The following is a 20321-nucleotide window of genomic DNA, read 5'->3' on the forward strand; positions in this document are numbered from 1 at the left end:
CACAGCGCTCTTTTGTTTCTGGACTATATACCGCGCGCGCGTGCGCCCGGGAACGAGTTGGGCACGTGACAGTTTCATCAATGTTGGACGGGTTAGGACTTATCCCCGGCTGGTGTTGTCGTGTTTTTCAGTGGAGAATTTTGCAAAACACTGAGATTGGAAGATAAGCCCCTAGATACCGTCTCTGAACTGCAATAATGCAGCGTATTCAGTGGTTGAGATTCGCTAAGATTGCTGAGATAAACCCCTAATTCAGCTGTAGCTGTGCGGGGTGACCGGCTTTTTCGTCTCGTGGTTGCATGTTGGGTTTGTCGCCCCTGCGCGCCTGTGCGTTTCGAGCACGCTCCGCGTTGTCGCTGTGGGTCGTGCGATAGGTGGCGAACTGTGCTGTGAACTTCACGCCCGAGACACAGCGCCAACTCTTTCCGTCATCGTCTTTAGGTTTGGAGACTTCATAGTCCAATTGGGCACAGCGCCCTTCGATGCCGTTGAGAGTCTTTTCCTCCCGTGGAACCTTAGTGATTCCCTGCCTTGTGAGGTATGCGTCGAGTGCGGTTCTAATGTCTTGCACACTCAGCACATGCTCAATGCCAGCAGCTTCCAGCGCTTCGCTGTAGAACTCTGAAACGGCTGACCCTGCAATCCGCAGTTGGTCCATGACGTAGCCATGTTGTTCCGGTTCAGTGAATGTTCCTTGCTTTTCGAGGTCTGCCAGCCCATCGAGGGCGCGGTTAAAAATGCCGGGCATTTCCGCCGCGATACGCCGCCCCAGGTCGCTATCTTCTTTGCCCCTAAATGAGATAGGCAGGTACACGCCAATGAACCTGTTTTGGGCAACCCCGGCAATATCGTAAATAGGGATTGCAGTATTGGAGCAGACCATCACCCGCGAATGGAGCCGAACGGTGCGTTCATCTTTGCCTTTACCCTCCACGGTCACCCGATCATTGCCAATAACCTGCAACAGGATCTCAGCGAGCTTGCGGGGGTCGTTGACGCTGCGGACATCGGAAAACGCCACCAGGCTTTTACCCTCCCACTGCTTTGTAGAGAACTGCCCCACGTCTCCGCGTGGTGCCGCCGTGTTAGATTCCCCAACCAATGCCGCGCATACATCTGCGAACGTTGACTTACCCGAGCGGGTTGCACCCATCAAGTACACACCCTTTTGCAGGTCCGTCCGCCCGGATACGAGATAGCCGAGCCACTGCAGTAGGAACCTCTTCGTTTGTGGCAGGCCCTCCGTTATCGAGTCCAGGTAGCTATCGAACGTTGGGCACGTAGCTTCGGGTTGGTAGTCGAACGGAAGTCGCCACTCATTACCAAACCGAGGAGACCAGTCCAGCAGTTCCCCCGTGTCCACGTCGTACATGCCATTAGCCATACCAATATAGCGCTGCGAGGTTTCCAGATCCTGCTCTTCATACGGGTGGAGCTGCCCCATGCCGTCAACGAGTGCGACTACCTTAGACGCCGACCACTCTAGGGACTGCTGCTCTTCCCGCTCCTGCGGATCATCGAGCGCCGACCCTGCGCCCCCGCCCGTCAAGGGTGGCCGAATCGCGCGGACACGGGCATTAACAAGCCGGTTGGCTAGTACTGATTCCGCGCGACTGCGACGACAGTCAGCCCAAACCCCATCAGACCACAAGTAATAATCCCCGCACTCCTTGCGGAACAGAGTGGCGTACCCATCAACCTTAAAAACCTGCCGGTAGAGTACATCGGCATTATCGAGACTGGTAGACGAGCTGAACACATACAGTTTTTCTTGCATTTCAACCCCCCAATCTCAGCCAATCTCAATACGGAATTGAGACATATTAAAGCAGGTCAAAGCGTATAAATAACCCCAATCTCTAATCTCAGTGACATGTAGATATTTTTCAAAAGGGCTTATCATACTGCCACCTCTTTCCAGTCTTTGAGCGTCTCTGCGAGCCGGTTCCCGGCCAACATCGCGTATTTAAGATCTCCGGTGTTCAAGTAGTCGGTAAGGTATTCCCGAACGTTGTTAATCGACTGGAATTTGTGTTGCTGCTTCAACTCCTTTACGGCGCGGTCGATTAGCGCTGTTTCCGCCATTCCATACGGCACGGCTGGGGAAAACAGTTGATTGCCGGTGATACGTCGCCACACCTGCGTTCCGGCGCGTTCCTGCTGTTCCTGTAGCCATTGACCGACCTCCACCATGTCCACACGGTCTAACGGTTTACCGCTCTTTACGAGGGCATGGGCGCGCTTGGAAATGTCTAGGTATGCCAGCTTGTAGAGCGCGGGAAAATGCTGCGCGTTAAGTTTGTGCTGATTGATTACGTACACGGTCATTTCAGCAGTGCAGGACGCTAGTAGCGCTAAGGCTTCTTCCGCTAACGTTTCCCAAACCATAGGCTTTACCGGCGGGGATACGCTATAATTGCTACGCGCACCTTTTAGCTCTTTATTTAGCCCCCGGGTTTCCCAACCGGGGGTTTTTGCTGTGGTCACTAGCTAATCTCCCCCTCGCCCTGGTCTGCCAGAATCTCCGTGATAACCTCAGCGAGCCAGTACAGATCTTCCCCGTCTAAGGGGACTGCTACGCCCTCCTTTTCCTGTGTCGTGGTCTGTACGTACACCACGGCCGGGGTGTCGCTACGCTGCCAGAAATTCACGGCGTTACCGGTGTCGTGCGTGGTCACGGCGCCTAGCAGTTCGCTTGTGACAGGCTCTACGAACCCGAAACGTTCGAGCTGGTCGCGTGGTGTCCATGAGTCGTAAAACCCGCCCGGCTGAGTGTTGCCCTGGCTGCGTCGCTTTTCTTCGCGGCATTGGCGCCGGGCTAGGTATTCGTCGGCGCCGAATAGTTCCCAATCGCGGACTTTCGGGACGTTAGGGAGCTGCCGGCGGTGGCGGCGGCTTAGTAGCAGTTCGGTGGTGTTGCCGTAGGTTCCGGTGTCTAGGCCGATTTGCCATGCGATGCCATTACGAACTGGTGAGCCTGGTTTGTGGCTGCATGTGTGGCACCACTGATAGGCGGTTAGGTGCTGCTCGATCAGTTCGTCAGCGGGCTATTCGCCGGTTAGATCCTCGTATGCGCGTAGATCGTCGCTGAGGGCTTGCAGGTTGATTGTGTCCGGTTCTGCTTTGAGATCGGTGCCGGTAGTTGTGTTGTATCCGGCGCTGGTTGCGATTTTCTTGATATTGATCACGATGGTTCTCCGTATCTGTGTGGTTGCGGTTGTCTTATGCGGCGTTTGCTTTGACGTGCGCTTGCATAGAGTCGCGGTTGATGCGGAGCTGTCGTTTCGTGATGTAGCTAGCTTCGATTTTTCCGTCACGAACGAGGTTGTAGACGGTTGTTTTAGTTAGGCCGTATTCGTTCGCAATTTCGGAAACTTTAACCCATTTAGATGATGTTTCCACTTAGATTTTCTCTCTTTCTTAACTACTCGTTCTCACTCTTCCTTGTATTGCTTTGGTGGCTGTAGCTGGCTCTAAGTGGGGTGATCATCCAAACGGGTCGCTACCCCCTTACGTGGTGGGCACGCACTGAATCGAAGTGATGTGTCGAAGGTAATGACTTGTTTGGATACGACATATATTATCTTGTTTGGCCTGGTTGTGCTGGTGTCAGGTTCTCTTGACTCGCTTTATCATTAGCTGTCTCGTTTTTGCAACACGTAATATATTGCAACATATCGCATATTATGCGTTTTTCTTGCGTTTCATCTTATGGCACACAGTGGCCTACAGTGACCTACAGGGGTCTACAGGGACTAGTTTTCACTCACCAAACAACTAAGGGAACGTGTGTTTTATTCATGGCCAGACTCGCATGCGCTTGCGAACCAGTGGGTAAGAAAAACCCCGTTGTGTGATAGACATCACAACGGGGGGTGGGCCTTTTACTTCTCGTCTTACGCTACGTCTGGCACCGCAACCAACGGCATAACCATGCGGTTAGCGACCTCAACATCGCGCACCTCGGCCGCGTGCTGATAACGCAAAGCCGCTGACGTAGTTGTGTGCCCCAACCTCGCCATAGTCTCAGCCATTGTGCCGCCCGCCATAGCGAATTGAGTACCGCCATAGTGCCGAAGAATGTGGCTATGGATATTGTCATGTCCCAGCGCTTCGTGACATGCGGCCTTGAGCATTCGATTAAAGCGGCGACGGTCTACCCAGTCCCCTTCTTTGTTCGGGAACAGTAAACCGTCACGCCCCGCCCCTGCATAGGTGCCAATGTGCTGTTCAAGTGCAGGAACGATTGCGGCGGGTACTGTGACCCAACGATCCTGTTTGGTCTTCGTAAACGGCACCACAACCTTTCCGCTTTTCCCTTTAGCTTCACGGACTTGTCGGCATACGTGGACTTTCATAACCCCTGTAGCCGAGTCCCTACGCACGTCTTTTCGGCGAAGTTCCGCCCATTCGCCAATGCGTAGCGCGCACACGGCTGCGACCATTGTGGGGACTCGATACCGTTCGGGGACTGCGGCAACTAGCTTGGCGAACTCCTGTGCCGTGGGGATCTCCTGCTCTTTTTTGGCAGACGGTCGCGTAGACGCTCCTGGGATGTTCACGGGGCTGACTTGGACAAGTTCATCTTCAACCGCTTGGGAGAAGATCGTTTTAAGCAGGCTATAAACGTCCCTATTCCGCTTTTTACGGTCTTTATTGGCCTTGACCATGCTGTCATACCATTTGCGTACTTCGGCGCGTGTAATCGCCGCTAGGTGCATTTCTCCGAAAGTCGGCGCAATGTCGTTGGTGAACATTGACCTGTAACCGCGTTCTGTGGTCGGTTCCCAATTCCGTTTCGTTGGCAGGGTCTCGAAATACTCAGCGACCGTTAGCCCGGTGCGCTTCTTTCTACCTTCTCTTTCGGCCGGCGGAGTCCAAACATCATCGTGGATTAATGTTAGCTCTTTGCTTCGCCAGGCTCTCGCCTGCTCCATGTTAGGAAAAGTCTTGTAGTAAGTCCGGCCTTTGTGTTGGTAGCGTGCCCGGACGTTTCCAGACGGCAGGGGGGTAAGCCCCTTTGTTCTGCGTGCCATTAAAGGTGAAAACCTTTCGCGTGCGTGCCCACCGCCGCGTGACAGCTTTTCGTGACAGTTCAAACGATATCAGTTGAGACGAGTCAATACTTATTGTGTATGCTTTATGGTGCCTTACCAGCATGGATACGGGAAAACCCCCAGGTAGTTTTCTACCTGAGGGTTCCCATTTGCGGAGGATGTGGGATTTGAACCCACGAGGGATGTGACTCCCGCACGCGTTCCAGGCGTGTGACATAGGCCGCTAGTCGAATCCTCCAACGTCGTTAAAGACTACCCAACAAATCCGATTTTCCCAAAACACGCCGACGAACAGGGGAAACGTAGAATTCAAGTGGCACTATCGACACCACCAGTGCAACCAACAACCGAAAGCAAAAGACGGCACCCGACCACCGACCGCTGACCGCCGTTTCGCTTCACGACGGCCACCCCACTCCCGGAATTTTTCCGGGAGTTACTTAGCCAGCCGAGCGATTGCCGCCGAGGCCTCCTCCAGCTTGGCATCCAACTCCTCCTGGCCACCCTCAGCCGCATGCACCACACAGTGATGAAGATGAGCATCCAGAAGAGTCAACGCCAACGACTTCAACGCCGAATTCACCGCCGAAATCTGGGTCAAAACATCGATACAGTACTCTTCGTTCTCAATCATCCGACCAATGCCACGAACCTGCCCCTCAATGCGACGAATACGGGACTCATAACGCCGCTTCTCCGAAAGATAACCGGGATCAGTGGTGTCATGGCAGCAAGAACCGTCGTCAAGCGAATGCGATTGAGACGAACAACAAGACTCACTCATGAATTACTCCTTTTTAACTTTCTGTTTGACTCGGAGAAAACCGCGCAGACGCAGACTGTTGCCGACCACAAAAACCGACGAAAACGCCATTGCAGCGCCAGCCAACATCGGATTCAACAACCCCAGTGCGGCGACAGGAATTGCCAAAACGTTGTAGAAAAACGCCCAAAAAAGATTTGACCGAATCGTGCGGAGCGTCCGGCGAGACAACCGCAGCGCATCCGCAGCCGCCAACAAATCACCACGCACCAGCGTGATATCCGCGGCCTCCATCGCCACATCGGTGCCCGTGCCCATCGCCATGCCCAAATCCGCCTGCGCAAGAGCCGCAGCATCATTAATGCCATCGCCGACCATCGCCACGGACGCGCCGCTGGCCTGCAACTTCTCAATCGTCGCGACCTTATCCTCCGGCATCACTCCCGAAATCACGTCCTCGCGAGCAATACCGACCTTATCCGCAACGCGAAACGCAGGGCCGGCGGCGTCGCCGGTCAGCAGAATCGGCCGCACTCCCCACTCCCGGAATTTCGCGACCGCAGCCGCCGACGTCGGCTTCACCGAATCCGACACCTCCAACGTGCCCAGGAGCTCGCCGTCGCGGCGCACCGCAACCACCGTCCCCCCACTCCCGGAATTTTCCCCGGAGCGGCCGACCTCGATGCGGTGGCCGTCTACGGTGCCCTCAACCCCCACTCCCGGAATATCCCGGAAATCAGAAACCGGGAGTAGGGAATCCGGATCCGCCGCACGCACAATTGCCTGCGCAATCGGGTGGTGCGACGCCGCTTCCACCGAAGCGGCAAGCGGCACCAGATTTTCGGGAGTGGGAGGAACCTCCGTCAACTCCATCACACCCGTAGTCACCGTGCCGGTCTTATCCAGCACAACCGTGTCGACCTTCCGCGCCGACTCCAGCACCTCCGGGCCGCGCAGCAACACACCCGCCTTGGCACCTTCACTCGTGCCGACCAGGAGCGCTGTGGGCGTCGCTAAGCCAAGCGCACACGGGCACGCGATAATGAGTACGGCGACCGCAGCCGTGACCGCCTCACTCGCGCCGTGCCCCGTGAGCAACCACGCACCGAGCGTGACCACGGCGATCGCGATGACGGCGGGCACGAACACTCCCGAAACCCGGTCCGCTAGCCGCTGCACCGGTGCCTTGCCCGTCTGCGCCGCCTCGACCATCGCTGCCATCTGCGCCAACTGCGTCTCCGAGCCCACGCGCGTCGCCCGCACGAGCAACCGCCCAGACGTATTAATCGTCGCCCCTGTCACCTCATCGCCAGGGCCGACCTCGACAGGCATCGGCTCTCCGGTCAGCATCGACGCATCCACCGCCGACGCACCCTCCACGACAACGCCATCCGTCGCGATCTTCTCACCAGGCCTAACGACGAACACCACTCCCGGGCGGAGCTGTTCCACGGGCAGCCGCTTCTCCACTCCCGAACTTTCGAGAACGGAGACCTCCTTGGCGCCGAGCTTCATCAACTCCCGGAGCGCCTGACCAGCATTGCGCTTAGAACGCTTCTCGAAATAACGACCGAGCAGCACAAACATGATGATGCCGGCCATCGCCTCGAGGTAGATGTTCATATCAGCATCGCCGGGAGTGACCGTTAAGTGGAACTCGTGCTTAAGCCCCGGCAGCCCGGCGCGCCCGAAGAACAACGCCCAGACGCTCCAGAGGAACGAGGCGGTCGTACCCATGGTGATCAGCGTGTCCATGGTGACTTCACCATGACGCAGGTTCTTCAGCGTCGCGCGATGGAACGGCCAGCCGGCCCACACAAAGACCGGCGCCGAGAGCGTGAGGCACAGCCACTGCCAATTAGTGAATTGGAGGGCAGGAATCATCGACATCGCGATGACGGGAACCGTGAGGATGACAGCGCCGACGACGCGATTGCGCAGGTCCTGCAGCTCCCGGTCTTTTTCTTCGGGAGCAGCTTCCGGTTCCTGTTCGGACTCCTCCTGCGGAAGCTCAGCAGTGTAACCTGCCGCCACGATCGTGTCGATGAGTTGCTGCGGGTTGATGTCCGCCGGCGCCTCCACATGCGCCTTCTCGGTCGCATAGTTCACGCTCGCGTTAACTCCATCAAGTTTGTTCAGCTTGCGTTGAATACGGTTTGCGCACGACGCACACGTCATCCCGCCGACGGGGATATCAAGAGTGAGAAGTTGCTGCTCGGACATCTACTTTCCTCTTTTTTTGGGGGGGTTAGTTTGCGACCGCCTTGTAGCCAGCTTCATCCACTGCTGCGATTACGGCAGCGGTGTCGATGTCTGCCTCCGAAGTCACGGAGAGGAAATTCCGGGAGCGGTCAACCTGGACATCGGTGATTCCCGGGAGTTCAGAGACTTCCTCCCGCACCGACGCCTCGCAGTGCCCGCATGTCATGCCAGTAACAGTAAAAGTTTGATTAGCCATACCCCAACATATACCCCCTACGGGTATATATGTAAAGCTATTCGCGCTGACGGTAGCCCGAGTAGGCCCGCCCCGCGAGAGCTGTCGGGAAGGCAAGGTTGAATTCGGGCGGCGCGTGCGGAGACGGCGGGTGACGGTAGACCGCGCCGGAGCCGTCGTCACGCTCGAGGTGCCCGTTGAGGCCTTGCCTGTCGTCATCGTTGGCGGCGTTGTGCTCTTTGCAGGTCATAACCATGTTTTCCATGGTCGTGGCGCCCCCGTTTTTCCTGGCGACCAGGTGATGGGCCTGCCCGGCGTGGGCGGGGCGCGGGCACCCGGGCCACGCGCAGATGGGGTTGTCGAGGATCATCGCAATGCGCTGCTCCTCCGTCGCCAGGCGCGGGTTGTGCATCGGGAGTAGGTCGGTCGGCGTGTTGTGCTCGTCGTAGACCAGCACCCAGCCGGTGTCTGCGAGCAGCGCCTCGACGAATTGTCCGGGAGTGAGGACGGAGCCGTTGGAGGTCGCCGCAAACCGCGGGCTGTACTCCACGATGTCTTGCGCGGTTACGATGAGCGCGGGCTGGTAACGGAGCTTATCGACGTCGTCAAGCGGCCCTTCCGACCCGTGCGCCAGGCGCTCTGCCAGCGCTTGACCGACGCACCGATCCCGGGTGTAGTCCTCGTGCGCTTTGGCGATTTCGGCTGCACGCACGGTCAGCGGCGCGACCAGGTCGTCAATCATGTTCGCCGGACCGGTGACCTGCAGGTGCTTCATCCCGCGAATGTCCGGATTCCGGGAGACGTGGGCGCGCAGGTGCTGCGGCGGCTCGTCGGTGCGGTTGAGCTCCTTGACCTTGGTCCGCATGTAGGTGTCGAGGCCCTCGAAGTCGTAGGCCGCGGCGGCGCGGGTGAAGTCCAGGCGGTAGTACTCCCGGATTTCGACATTGTTGAGCTGCCCGGAGCGCTTGTCGATCTGCATGACCGTGTCCAGCGACAGCTTTAGCTCCCGGGCAATCGCGACGGCTTTGTCGCGGGATTCGACATCAACATCCTTCTCGACGGTGCCGAACAGCCGCTCGGCGCAACACAGCAGGCGCTTGAGCCGGAAGGGGTCGAAGCCGATGCTGGCCGCCAACTCCCGGTGCCCGGTGGATTTTTCCGGGAGTGCGGCGCGCAGGTCGGCGAGCACGTCAATCCCCCGTGTCGCCAGCGCGCTGAGCAGTCCCAATGTCGTCATGGGGCTAAGGCTAGCGTCCGGGAGGGGACGGCTTCAATCGCTTTTTGGCGTTGTCCACAGCCGTCGTAAAGCATGCACAATCTGCACAAACGGGCTTGACGACGCACTCCCGAAAGTGCCCTACCGGAACGCAACCTCTCCCACCGGCCGACGCAACTTCCGGGAGTGGAGGGTGTCGGGAGCGGTGGCCATGTCCTCGCACGCGCGCACGGCGGCCATGAGGTGCTCCTCCTTGGAGGATTGGTAGAACTCGCGGGCAGATTTCGGGAGTTTGGGTTTGTCGTGCAGTGGCATGTCGGAGACGCTGAGCAGCGCGCCGTAGGGCACGCGGAAGCGGTAGCCGTTGGCGGCGATGGTGGCGGATTCCATTTCGACGCCGATGGCGGTGGATTTCTGCAGCTCCCGGTAGAGGTCGGTCTGGGAGCGCCACTCCCAGTTGCGATCGGAGGTCGACAGCACGGTGCCGGTGCGTAGGCGCTTTTTCAGCTCATCGCCGGAAAGTCCGGAGACGCGGGCGAGCGCGTTGGTGACGGCGAGCTGAATTTCCGCAATCGGCGGGATGGGCTTTTCCAGGGGCACGTAGTTGTCGAGGACTCCGTCGGCGCGGTCGTAGCCGTTGGCGAGAATCATGTCGCCGATGCGCATGCGGCCGTCGAGGCCAGCACAGTGTCCAACCATCATCCAGCAGTGCGGGCGCGTGACGGCGAGGCAATCGGTGATGGTCTTGGCATTCGAGGGGCCGACGCCGATGTCGATGATGGTGATGCCGCATTGGTCGTCGCGAAGCAGGTGGTACGCCGGCATCTGCGAGGCGTGCGCGTGCTGACGGCAAATTCCGGGAGTGGGGATGGCACCGATGTCGTAGCGCTTCCCACCCGGGCACGCCAGCGCCGTGTATCCGCGGGGATTTCCGGGAGTGAGGGTGGCGGCGTACTCGAGGAACACGTCGGTGTGCAGCTGGTAGTTGGTGAACAGTACGAAGCGCTGGATGTTGGCGGCGTGCGACCCGGTGTAATGCTCGAGGCGCTGGAGGGCGAGGTCGATGCGCTGGGCGGTAAAGAGGCTCAAAGGTTTGATGGGAAGGCCCAGGTAGTCGGCTTCGCCGTCGGCGATGGTGTCGTCAATGCAGGCGGAGTCGATGGGGGTGAACGTTTTCTCCACTGCCGCCAACGCGCTTGCCGACGCTCCTTCCCTCCCCGCCGCTTCCTCGGCGGCCGCATCGAAGCCGCGGCACATCCGGAGTGGGATGGGCTGGTCAGAGACGCGCACCTCGACTTCGCCACCGTGGTTGGCGAGCAGGTCGTTGATTTGCTCTATGAGGTAGGTGCGGAACATCACCGGGCGAGTGATGGTGGTGGCGTACACTCCCGGGCGGTCGACGAAGCCGTGTGACAGGGAGGGGTCGACATCCTCGACGGCGCTGCCGGCTGGGACGGTGAAGCGTAGTTCGGGGTAGTAGGCGCGCACCGGCCCACTCCCGGAATTTCCGTTAGTGGCGGCGGTGTACTGCTCGATTAGGTAGGCCATTCCTGCCCGGTGGATTTCGGTGAGCCGGTCGACGGCTGCGGCGGGGTCGGTGTAGAAATCGCCTTCGCCCTCGGTGGGCCAGAACGGGGGTGTTGCGGAGTCTCGTACCTGCATATCCCAAGGCTAGGCGGAGAGTTTCCCGTTCGCATCCGCGCCGCGCTCATCACCACGCTCACCCACGCAACGCCGCGCTCACTACATCAGACGCGCCGCGCTCATCACCACGCTCATCCACGCGCCGCGCTCATCCACGCAATGCCGCATCCATCACGCGAAGCTCACTGCACCAAGCTCAGTGCCGACTCCACACTCCCTCACGGCTGCGGCGGACTTCAAAGACCTGGTGCACGTGGTAGCCACCGACGGTGGGGATGGTGAGGAAGTGGCGGCCGTCGTCAAGCTCATGCCAGAGGATGCGACCGTAGCGTACGCCGTCGCGGACGTGGGCGCTGAGGTAGTCGGCGCGTTGTTGGCCGCGGAGGGTGGCGTAGAAGGCGGGGTCGACGGGGAGTTGGACGAGATTCCGGGAGTGGGGGTCGATGTCGGCTTCTTGCAGCCGGATGGCGACGGGTCGACCGTCGACGAGGAGGTCAGCGGTGTGACGGCTGAGGTGGATGATGTGGACGTCGCTGATTGTGGTGTGCATTTGGCGCTCCTATTCGCTCTTCCCCGCAGGCGGTCTGTGGGGCTGATCTTCCTTTGGGGCACCGGGTCCGCGAATCGGGCGGTTGCCTATCGACGCTGTCAAAGGCCATTTCTCGTCGATATCTTGTGATCGTGTCGCCCACCCTAACACCAACTAGACAGCTTTGTCTACCATCTCCCGCACGCTTTACGACGAAGCCCCCACCTCCCCCTCCCGGAAGCTACTACCTTCCACCTCGCCCGCTGACTACCCCTTCCCCATCAGCACCAGGACCACCAGCGCCACGTTGAGCGCGATGATGAGTCCGCAGATAACCCACGCGACCCGGCGCAGTAGTGGGGTGTTGGCCCAGATGCCCATCTCGGCACGCGAGGAGGTCATGTACACCAGCGGGACCAGCGCAAACGGGATACCAATCGACAGCACCACCTGACTGAGCACCAGCGCCCAGGTCGGCTCCGCACCGCTGGCGATAATGAGCAGCGCCGGAATGATGGTGACTATGCGGCGCACCAGCATCGGCACGTGTACTTTCAACAGGTCACGCATAATCAGGTCGCCGGCGTAGCAGCCGACAGAGGACGACGCCAGCCCGGAGGCCAGCAGCCCAACGCCGAAAAGTATGCCCACCACGGGACCAAGTGCGCTGGTCACGGCAGCGTGGGCACCTTCGATGGAGTCAGTCCCCTCCACTCCCGGAAGCGCTTCGGCCGCAAGACACAGCATGCCGATATTCACCGACCCGGCCAGCACGAGGGCACCGAAGACATCGATACGCGTGGCACGCAGGTGTTGGCGCAGCGAAGCGTCATCTTCCACCTTGTACTCGCGGTCGCGCACCAGCCCGGAGTGCAGGTAGACCGCATGCGGCATCACGGTCGCGCCCAGCATGGACGCCGCCAGTACCACGGTGTGCGCGCCTTGGAAGCGTGGCAGAATTCCGTTGGCCATCTCCCCGAGGCTCAAGCCCGTAACAAACAGGCCGGCCAGGAACCCCACCGTAATGACCAGCAGGAACGCCACAATCACGCCTTCAAAAGTGCGTTGCGAACGCCCACCCTGCAGCAGCAACAGCCCCAGCGAGACCACACCAACAATGACACCACCGAGCAGCATCGGCGTCCCGAAAAGCAGATACAGCGCGGTGGCACCACCAATAATTTCCGCCACATCCGTCGCTGCTGCCACGATTTCGGCCTGCACCCAGTACGCCAGTCGCCCCGGCCGGTTCGAACCAAAGCGGTCGGCAACACCTGCAGTCAGCGACCGCCCCGTCACCAGGCCGTACTTCGCCGACAGGTACTGCACAACCATCGCCATGAGGTTGGACACCACCAGCACCCACAGCAGCAGATACCCGTAGCTCGCGCCCGCAGACAGGTTCGCAGCCACATTTCCGGGGTCCACGTAGGCAATCGCCGCCACAAACGCAGGCCCCAGCAGACTCATCATGGGCTTGCGGTTTTTCTCGCTTGACGACGTCACTTGCGCCCCTTGCACCCCTGAATCTTTCACCTGGCCATTATTTCACGGCCCCGACACTAAATCTTCAATCAGCCCAAAATTTGGGCAGCCATGGTGCCACCGAGATTTACTAGGCGGTCGGAGATGTCGTCGTCAAGCGAACCGACAAACACGACGGGTTCGGCCGCAAGCTCCCACTTGTAGCCGGTCGTGATGGTTTTCATGGCATTTTCCGCGCCGGTGGTGTCGAAGCCACCGCGGATCCAGTAGGAAAATGGCAAACCCTTGGTGACTTCCTGAGCCTCCCGGAAGGTGGTGTCAAAGAAGTGCTTGAGCGCGCCGGAGATGTAGCCGAAGTTGGCGGAGGTGCCGAGCAGGATGGCGTCGGCGCTGGTCAGGTCGTCGATGGTGGCATCGAGAGCCTCGACGACCTTGACATCCACGCCCTCTAGCGCGGGATCGTTGGCGCCCTCGAGCACGTGGCTTAAGACTTCCTGCAGGAGCGGGGTTGGGGAATGGTGGACGACAAGAAGAGTAGGCATATCCCCGAGGGTAACGAAGTAGTAGGGTAAGCATAGGTTTCAGCAACAATCCAATGTGTATCAATTCGAGTAGTGGTGGCATCCAACAAGAAAGCCTCAAATTCGTACTGAACTAGGCGGAATTCGAAGAACGGAAAATTAGATGGAACCATACATCGGAATTGCAGTTTTTGAGTTAATAAAGCAAAGAGATTCAACCTCAGTGAATGGGAGCTTCTTCCGTGAGGACTTATACATTGTCTATGCCGATTCTGATAGTGCCGCATACGCACAGGTCGAAGCACTAGCCCGCGAAAATGAATTAACCCCAGAAGAGTCTTCCCACTCGGGCGGATCTGTCACGTTGCGCCACATCGTAGATGTCGCCCCCGCTCTTTACGGTCGCGTCGATACAGACATCGACATCTATTCTCGCCACTTCGCTTCCCTCGAGGATTACAAGAGCTTCGAAATGAAATTAGGCGGCAAAGATCCTCTAGCAGAGCCCTAGGCCCCGCATCATGAATCGCTACCGAAACTTCGCCGCTGCCGCACTCTTCCTAGCCTTGGCTTGCTACATTGGACTGTTTTTCGTCAGCACTGCACTCTCCAATTTCTGGACAATACCCCTCGCTGCCGGAGTCTTCGGATTCGGTCTGGTTAGCTTTCTTGCAGCACTGAAGGCCCGATCAAACGGTTTGACAATCGTGGCGGCACTAGTTGCATTCGCACTCTTGCCCCTAACGTATGCGCTTGCCGTAGTTCTCGGCGGGCCCTAGAAAATCACCTGTCCGCGAGGAATTTCCAGACCCGCACGCAGGGCTTCAGGGAGGTCGGCAATGGAGTCGAGCTCTGCGCTCGCGCCACCATCGCTACCATCGCCACCATCACTGCCGTTACCGCCACCGAGCGAATCCAGAATCCACCGCTGCGCTGCACCCACGGGTACCTCGCCGAGAGTCACGTCACCATCACGCTTGGACAACCGGCGCCCCTCCGAGTTCACCACCAGTGGTACGTGCACGAACGAAGGCGCCGCATACCCCAAAAGACCAGCCAAGTAAGCCTGCCGCGGAGCCGAGGACATCAGGTCATCACCACGCACGACTTCAGTGACACCCTGCTCGGCATCATCGACGACGACCGCAAGGTTGTAGGCCCACATGTCATCGGCACGCTGAAGGACAAAGTCATCGATCGGGGCGGTAATCTCGCCATGCAGCTCATCGGTCGCAGTCCCCTCACGCACCTGCGATTTCAGGCGTATCGACGGCCTTCTCCCCGCCGCCGCAAATTCGGCTTTTTTCGCGGCGAGGTGCTCGTCGTCAAGCGAACGGCACGTACCGGGATACTGACCTGGCACGCCATGGGGCGCGGAGGAGGCGGCGAGGATTTCGCGGCGCGTGCAGAAGCAGGGATAAGTCAGGCCGCGTTGCGTGAGGTCGGCGAGCGCGGATTCATACAGGTCAGAGCGTTCTGACTGGCGGACCGGGGTGCCATCCCAGTTGATGCCGATGGCCTCCAGATCGGCGAGCTGCTGCGCCTCATACTCGGGGCGGGAGCGCTGGCGGTCGATATCTTCGATACGCACGATGAAGCGGCCACCCTGCGCACGGGCGTGCGCCCAGGCCAACACTGCGGTGCGCAGGTTTCCCAGGTGCAGCCGACCGGTCGGCGATGGGGCGTAGCGGCCGGTGGGAGGTAGGAGCTTTGAACTGTTGACGGTTATCGCTTGCTTTGAATTGGCCACTATTACAGATTAGCGAGCCGACTAGAAGAAATGCGACAATCCCTTCATCCAATTAAAATTCATACAATCTTATTTATTGACTATCGGCTACCCCCAGATTAGACGGTTGCCAAAATAACGCAATTACCTCCCCATAGGGCATTAATTATTTTGTTATAATTTTCCCATGCCAGCCGATCAAACATATTTGAGGACACTCAATAATGACCAAAAAGGAAAAACATAACCCATCGTAAATTCACATCATTAATTCTGGCTGCAAGCGCTACCGTCACATCTCTTTGCGCAATGCATCCAGGAACAGCCTCCGCAAGCCCACATAACGCTGACGCATTACTCAACCAGGGAACAACGGACTTGCACCGCTAAAAAACGTTGATATCCAACCTGGAATGATGTGCGCCCGCCTTTTCGTAAGCGGATCTTTCCGAGGTGAGCAATGTCACCACATTTACAATTAAAGTCACTACAGTTCATTTCCGTTGCAGGAATAGCGGTAAGCATTATTTGCATACTAGGTATCGCAAATGGCATGTATACGCTGGGGCAGCTTGCTCAGCAAACTGCTCACATGAGCGCAACCGCTGTCACCGCAAAGGCCGACAGGGCATTGCTCTATTCTGAAATCTCTCTAGTTGCTCTCCTCGTTAGCTGCATTGCACTATTTATTTGCAGCATTCGTATGAAAAATATTAACGATGAGAAGAAGCCCTAGCGGTTAGCAGAGAGACTGGACTCCCGGAGATTTCGGCTCTCGCTAGAAAATTCAACCTCGAAGACTTCATCGGCACTCGCTTGGAGCCCTAAGCGGCAGGTAACATTCCCTCCCGTGACAAATAACGAAAACCTGCCCAAGTCTGGGCCGGGCAACGCCGAGGCTGCCGCTGTGAGCACCTCGCACGCGCCCGAGAACGCAACTAAGTCCGAATCCGCAGCACACACGCCACGCCACATCCCGGTACCGAAATCGCTGTACCCGATGTTCACGGCTATTTTCATCGGCGTGCTGATTGTCTCCAACATCACCGCCACCAAGGGCGTGGAAATCTTCGGCCTGGCCACCGACGGTGCCTTCTTCCTCTTCCCCTTGAGCTACGTCATCGGCGACGTGCTTTCCGAGTGCTACGGCTACAAAGCCACCCGCCGCACCGTGTGGACCGGGTTTGCCATTCTCGCCGGCGCAATGCTCTGCTTCTTTGCCGCCATCAAGCTCCCAGCGGCACCGTGGTATGAAAATCAGGAAGCATTCGCCACTGTGCTGGGCACCGTCCCGCAGCTTGTTCTCGCAGGTCTGGCCGGTTATGTCGTCGGTCAGCTGCTCAACGCCTGGTCGCTCAACGCCATTAAGAAGCGCACTGGCGAAAAGGCGCTCTGGGCGCGCCTGATGGGCTCGACTGTGGTTGGTGAGTTCGTCGATACGCTCATCTTCTGCTCCATCGCCGCCACCGCAATCGGCATCGACACCTGGGGCACCTTCATCAACTACGTCATCGTCGGCTTCATTTGGAAGACCGCGGTCGAAATCGTAGTCATGCCAATCACCTACGCCGTCATCGCGTGGGTCAAGCGCCGCGAAGGCTACTACGACACTCACGTTCCCGCTTAACGACGAAAAAAGTGCCGCGACCTCGCCTGAGATGCGAGTAGTCGCGGCACTTTTTGTTTTTCTACTTCACATCCCGTTTGGCATTGGCCCAATGAGCAATGCCAACAGCCACAACGATCCAGGCCACCAGCACCACGATGTTGAACCACATCGGCTGCGTCATGCCAGCCTCAAACCCGAGACGTGGATTCTCCGGGTTTGCCATCAGACCTCCCAGCTGCGTTGACAACTGCTGAATGCGCGCCCCCGGCGTGACCAGCCACAGTGGCCGGAAAATCGCATACGCCAGCGCCGCGAACTCCAGCATGCTTTCCACCACGAGAATCCACACCAGCGGGATGGCGACAGCGGCCACGCGCGAGCGAGTCAATACTCCCAGCGACATCGCGATCAGCCCAAACACGACAAAGCCAAGCACTCCGGCGAGCATGTCCGTGGCAGCGTCACCGCCCTCGAACTCCACGCGCGGCGAAACTGTCACTGCCAACCAGGCAATAGCTACACCGATGACCCAACAGGCAGCAATCAACACAAGCGTCAGCGTCATCCGCGCGGCCAGCCACAAACTCCTTCGATCCTGCGTCAAGAACGCATGCGCATTCATCTGATCGTTGTACTCACCCGCCAGGGTGGAGCCGCCAAAGGCAACCACAATCATGTTGAAGATCACCGTCCCCAACAGCAGCAATTCCCAATCAGCTGTCGCACCAACGTCGGCCGCCATGCTGAAAGCCACCATCGGCCCAGCTATCGAGCCGACCAACAGCACCACATACACCCACGTACCGCGCAGGCTGGCTAGCTTCATCCATTCCGACCGCAAAGCGTTTCCAAAACTCATCTCAGTCACTCCCCTACTGCCCAATCGCCTGCGCGCGGTACTCCTGCGATTCCTGGGTCGCAGCCAGGAACTTTTCCTCTAGGTTGTCGCGCTTCGTGTTCAACCGCGTCACCAGCAGCCCCTCACGCAGGGCAGCAGCCGCAATGTCGCGGCGGAGTTGCTGCTCGCTGATGCCGTCGTAAAGCGGAATGCGCAATTGCTTATCGACGTCAACCCCACGCGCCACCGGCCCCAACGCCTGCAGCAGCCGAGCCGGATCATCGACCTCAACTTCGACGACCGTGCCGTCGGCGAGGAATTCGTCCATGGTGTACTCGCCGATCATGCGGCCGCGACCGATGACGACAATGCGGTCGGCGGTGAGCTGCATCTCGGAAAGGAGGTGCGACGACACGAGAACAGCGCAGCCCTGTGCTGCCAGGGCCTTGATGGTGTGGCGCATCCACGAGACGCCTTCCGGGTCCAAGCCGTTGACCGGCTCATCCAAGATCAGATGCTGCGGCTTGCCGAGCAGAGCCGCCGCCACTCCCAGACGCTGCTTCATACCCAGCGAATAGCCGCCGACCTTGTCCTTCGCCGCCTCGGTCATACCGACCTGCTCGAGGCACTCCTCCACACGGGTGTCGGGGATGCCGGCGCCGCGGGCGAGGGCCCGCAGATGAGCACGACCCGAACGAGCCTTGTTGTGCCACGTCGCATCCAGGATTGCGCCCGCGACGCTGGGCTTATTCTTCAGCGTGGAAAAGGGCTGGTTGCTGTAGGTGTTGCCCTGTGAATCCGTCCCGGTGAACAAGGCCTGGCCCGTGGTCGGGGCATCGAGGCCCAGCATGCAGCGCATGGTGGTGGACTTGCCGGAGCCGTTTGGGCCGAGAAAACCTGTCACTACACCGTCGGGAACGGTGAAGGACAGGTCATCGACGGCTAATTTCGAGCCGTACTTCTTGCTGAGTCGTTCAACCGTGATCATGCCCTCCATGATGCCGGTTGAGACTGCCTCGCGCAGTAGAGCTAGGTCTAGTTTTGAGGTCCCCGGGCCCAAGTTCCACTTCACGACACGGGTGTCACCTCATGCCACCTCCACAGCTGGCACGAGGTGACATGGCTGTCGTGAAGTGCGAAAAGCTAGAAGTCTAGCCCCACCCCAGTCCTCAGCCGCTAATTCCCCACCGCGCGGCCGCCATTGGCGTAGTAGCGGCCCATGAACTCATCGCGGTACTCGAAGAACCGGTCCTCCAGGATTGCAGCGCGAATGTTCTCCACCAGCTTGACCATGAAAAACAGGTTGTGAATCGTGCACAGCGTGCCGGCCAGATACTCCTTGGCCTTCAACAAATGATGCAGGTAGGCCCGGGAATAATTCAGCGACGTGTAGGAGGGCACCTCCGCGTCCACGGGGCGGAAGTCGTTCTTGAAACGGGCATTGGTCAAGGTCATCCGGCCATCGAGCGTGTACACACCACCACGGCGGGCAAGCCTGGTCGGAGCCACACAGTCAAAGGTGTCGGCACCGGCCCCGACAGCGGCGAAAATATCGTCCGGCTCCGAGATTCCCAGTAGGTGGCGGGCGCGGTCGTCGGGAAGCTCGTCATTGACCCAACCGCAGATCAGGCCCAGATTCTGCTTCTCAATCGCCCCACCAATGCCATAGCCGTGGAAACCGAGCTGGCTGGCGTCCTCGAACTCGCGGGAGAGCTCGACCAGCCCGCGGGCGGCCTTGCGGCGCAGGTCTTCGTACTGCGCACCCTGCACGACACCGAATAACTGCTGGATGGGCAACTGGCCGTCGTCAAGCGAATGGACGTGCCCGTCGACCTGACCGCGCGAAACTGTCAGCTCGTTGTGAGCCTCCAGGCAACGGCGCGCCCAGCGGTGCGTGCGCGCGACGGACGCCTCCTGGTAGCCGCGGGTGTTCATGAGCGTGGTGAGCTCGTCAAATGCCATCATGATGTCAGCGCCCAGCGCGTGCTGAATACGCATGGACACCTCCGGCGTGAAACGGTGCTCGGAGCCATCGATGTGCGAGCGGAAAGTCACGCCGTCCTCATCGACGAACGCGTTGCGCTCTTTGCCCTCGGCGACGATGTCGTCTTTCTGCATGCCAGTGACGTCCATCGCGAGGGTCTTTTTAAAGCCCGCGCCGAGGCTGAGCACCTGGAATCCACCGGAGTCGGTGAACGTCGGACCGTTCCAGTTGGAGAACTTAGCCAATCCGCCGGCTTGGTCGACGATTTCCTCGCCGGGCTGCAGGTACAGGTGGTACGCGTTCGACAGCATCGCCTGCGCGCCGGTGGATCGCACCTGCTCGGGCGTGAGTGTCTTCACGGTCGCCTTCGTGCCGACCGGAATGAACGCCGGCGTAGCAATATCGCCATGCGGGGTGTGGATGGTGCCAGCACGTCCGCGCGCGCCTTCGATTTGCTTTACGACGTCAAAGCCCGTCGTCCTCGACTGCGACATGAAGCTCCTTGGTTG

At 59.0% G+C, this 20321-nt stretch carries 20 protein-coding genes, 1 tRNA gene and 1 riboswitch; of the genes, 2 read left to right on the forward strand and 19 right to left on the reverse strand.

Translation table 11 applies throughout. The annotated features are described in order from the left end of the window. Positions 1-247 precede the first annotated feature (247 nt). The 15 genes from I6J19_RS02210 to I6J19_RS02280 all read right to left on the reverse strand — a co-directional run bounded on the left by I6J19_RS02210 (position 248) and on the right by I6J19_RS02280 (position 13673). Complete coding sequence (locus I6J19_RS02210; RefSeq protein WP_187402539.1) at positions 248-1759, reverse strand: DNA primase family protein; 1512 nt, start codon at positions 1757-1759, stop codon at positions 248-250. A 140-nt stretch (positions 1760-1899) separates the two neighbouring features. Beyond that, complete coding sequence (locus tag I6J19_RS02215; protein WP_187402538.1) at positions 1900-2487, reverse strand: hypothetical protein; 588 nt, start codon at positions 2485-2487, stop codon at positions 1900-1902. Then, positions 2487-2678: a hypothetical protein gene (locus I6J19_RS02220; protein ID WP_187402537.1), complete on the reverse strand. Its 192-nt coding sequence runs from the start codon at positions 2676-2678 to the stop codon at positions 2487-2489. The genes I6J19_RS02215 and I6J19_RS02220 overlap by 1 nt, the downstream gene beginning before the upstream one ends. A gap of 369 nt (positions 2679-3047) precedes the next feature. Continuing rightward, entirely contained in the window at positions 3048-3188 is a 141-nt protein-coding gene (locus I6J19_RS02225; protein ID WP_187402536.1) for a hypothetical protein, read from the reverse strand. Positions 3189-3222: 34 nt separating this feature from the next. Then, positions 3223-3402: a helix-turn-helix domain-containing protein gene (locus tag I6J19_RS02230; RefSeq protein WP_187402535.1), complete on the reverse strand. Its 180-nt coding sequence runs from the start codon at positions 3400-3402 to the stop codon at positions 3223-3225. A gap of 494 nt (positions 3403-3896) precedes the next feature. After that, complete coding sequence (locus I6J19_RS02235) at positions 3897-5036, reverse strand: tyrosine-type recombinase/integrase (protein WP_338078358.1); 1140 nt, start codon at positions 5034-5036, stop codon at positions 3897-3899. Between the two features lie 173 nt (positions 5037-5209). After that, positions 5210-5295, reverse strand: a tRNA-Ser gene (locus tag I6J19_RS02240). 198 nt (positions 5296-5493) lie between these two features. Beyond that, entirely contained in the window at positions 5494-5841 is a 348-nt protein-coding gene (locus tag I6J19_RS02245) for a metal-sensitive transcriptional regulator (protein ID WP_038627339.1), read from the reverse strand. 3 nt (positions 5842-5844) lie between these two features. Then, the gene (locus tag I6J19_RS02250; protein ID WP_038627337.1) at positions 5845-8043 is read right to left on the reverse strand and encodes a heavy metal translocating P-type ATPase; all 2199 of its coding nucleotides are present in this window, start codon (positions 8041-8043) and stop codon (positions 5845-5847) included. Positions 8044-8068: 25 nt separating this feature from the next. Next, positions 8069-8278, reverse strand: coding sequence for a heavy-metal-associated domain-containing protein (locus I6J19_RS02255; RefSeq protein WP_038627335.1), 210 nt, complete (start codon positions 8276-8278; stop codon positions 8069-8071). A gap of 37 nt (positions 8279-8315) precedes the next feature. Continuing rightward, positions 8316-9494: an HNH endonuclease signature motif containing protein gene (locus tag I6J19_RS02260; RefSeq protein ID WP_038627333.1), complete on the reverse strand. Its 1179-nt coding sequence runs from the start codon at positions 9492-9494 to the stop codon at positions 8316-8318. A gap of 120 nt (positions 9495-9614) precedes the next feature. Further along, on the reverse strand, positions 9615-11135 hold the full coding sequence (locus I6J19_RS02265; RefSeq protein ID WP_038627332.1) for an AMP nucleosidase: 1521 nt from the start codon (positions 11133-11135) through the stop codon (positions 9615-9617). 178 nt (positions 11136-11313) lie between these two features. Further along, on the reverse strand, positions 11314-11667 hold the full coding sequence (locus I6J19_RS02270) for a hypothetical protein (RefSeq protein WP_038627330.1): 354 nt from the start codon (positions 11665-11667) through the stop codon (positions 11314-11316). Between the two features lie 10 nt (positions 11668-11677). Beyond that, positions 11678-11798, reverse strand: a riboswitch (SAM riboswitch). 115 nt (positions 11799-11913) lie between these two features. After that, positions 11914-13119 (reverse strand): Nramp family divalent metal transporter, encoded by a 1206-nt coding sequence (locus I6J19_RS02275; protein WP_235191286.1) that lies wholly within the window; start codon positions 13117-13119, stop codon positions 11914-11916. A gap of 101 nt (positions 13120-13220) precedes the next feature. Further along, positions 13221-13673: a flavodoxin family protein gene (locus I6J19_RS02280; RefSeq protein ID WP_038627324.1), complete on the reverse strand. Its 453-nt coding sequence runs from the start codon at positions 13671-13673 to the stop codon at positions 13221-13223. A 142-nt stretch (positions 13674-13815) separates the two neighbouring features. Between I6J19_RS02280 and I6J19_RS02285 the strand changes: the two genes are divergently transcribed. Continuing rightward, positions 13816-14163 carry a DUF4288 domain-containing protein gene (locus tag I6J19_RS02285; protein ID WP_038627322.1) on the forward strand — a complete coding sequence of 116 codons (348 nt, stop codon included), beginning with the start codon at positions 13816-13818 and terminating at the stop codon, positions 14161-14163. A 264-nt stretch (positions 14164-14427) separates the two neighbouring features. Here the strand turns inward: I6J19_RS02285 and gluQRS are convergent, their stop codons facing one another. Beyond that, complete coding sequence (gluQRS, locus tag I6J19_RS02290; protein WP_052155566.1) at positions 14428-15402, reverse strand: tRNA glutamyl-Q(34) synthetase GluQRS; 975 nt, start codon at positions 15400-15402, stop codon at positions 14428-14430. A gap of 829 nt (positions 15403-16231) precedes the next feature. Here gluQRS and I6J19_RS02295 point away from each other — a divergent pair. Further along, on the forward strand, positions 16232-17008 hold the full coding sequence (locus I6J19_RS02295) for a queuosine precursor transporter (protein ID WP_038627316.1): 777 nt from the start codon (positions 16232-16234) through the stop codon (positions 17006-17008). Between the two features lie 61 nt (positions 17009-17069). On the opposite strand, the gene I6J19_RS02300 is transcribed toward I6J19_RS02295, so the two are convergent. The 3 genes from I6J19_RS02300 to tgt form a co-directional block, all read right to left on the reverse strand. Beyond that, positions 17070-17849, reverse strand: coding sequence for an ABC transporter permease (locus I6J19_RS02300; RefSeq protein WP_038627314.1), 780 nt, complete (start codon positions 17847-17849; stop codon positions 17070-17072). Between the two features lie 13 nt (positions 17850-17862). Continuing rightward, the gene (locus I6J19_RS02305) at positions 17863-18825 is read right to left on the reverse strand and encodes an ABC transporter ATP-binding protein (protein WP_187402556.1); all 963 of its coding nucleotides are present in this window, start codon (positions 18823-18825) and stop codon (positions 17863-17865) included. A 179-nt stretch (positions 18826-19004) separates the two neighbouring features. Next, positions 19005-20306 carry a tRNA guanosine(34) transglycosylase Tgt gene (gene tgt, locus I6J19_RS02310; RefSeq protein ID WP_187402533.1) on the reverse strand — a complete coding sequence of 434 codons (1302 nt, stop codon included), beginning with the start codon at positions 20304-20306 and terminating at the stop codon, positions 19005-19007. Between the last annotated feature and the right edge of the window lie 15 nt (positions 20307-20321).

It is taken from the genome of Corynebacterium amycolatum (assembly GCF_016889425.1).
GTDB lineage: Bacteria > Actinomycetota > Actinomycetes > Mycobacteriales > Mycobacteriaceae > Corynebacterium > Corynebacterium amycolatum.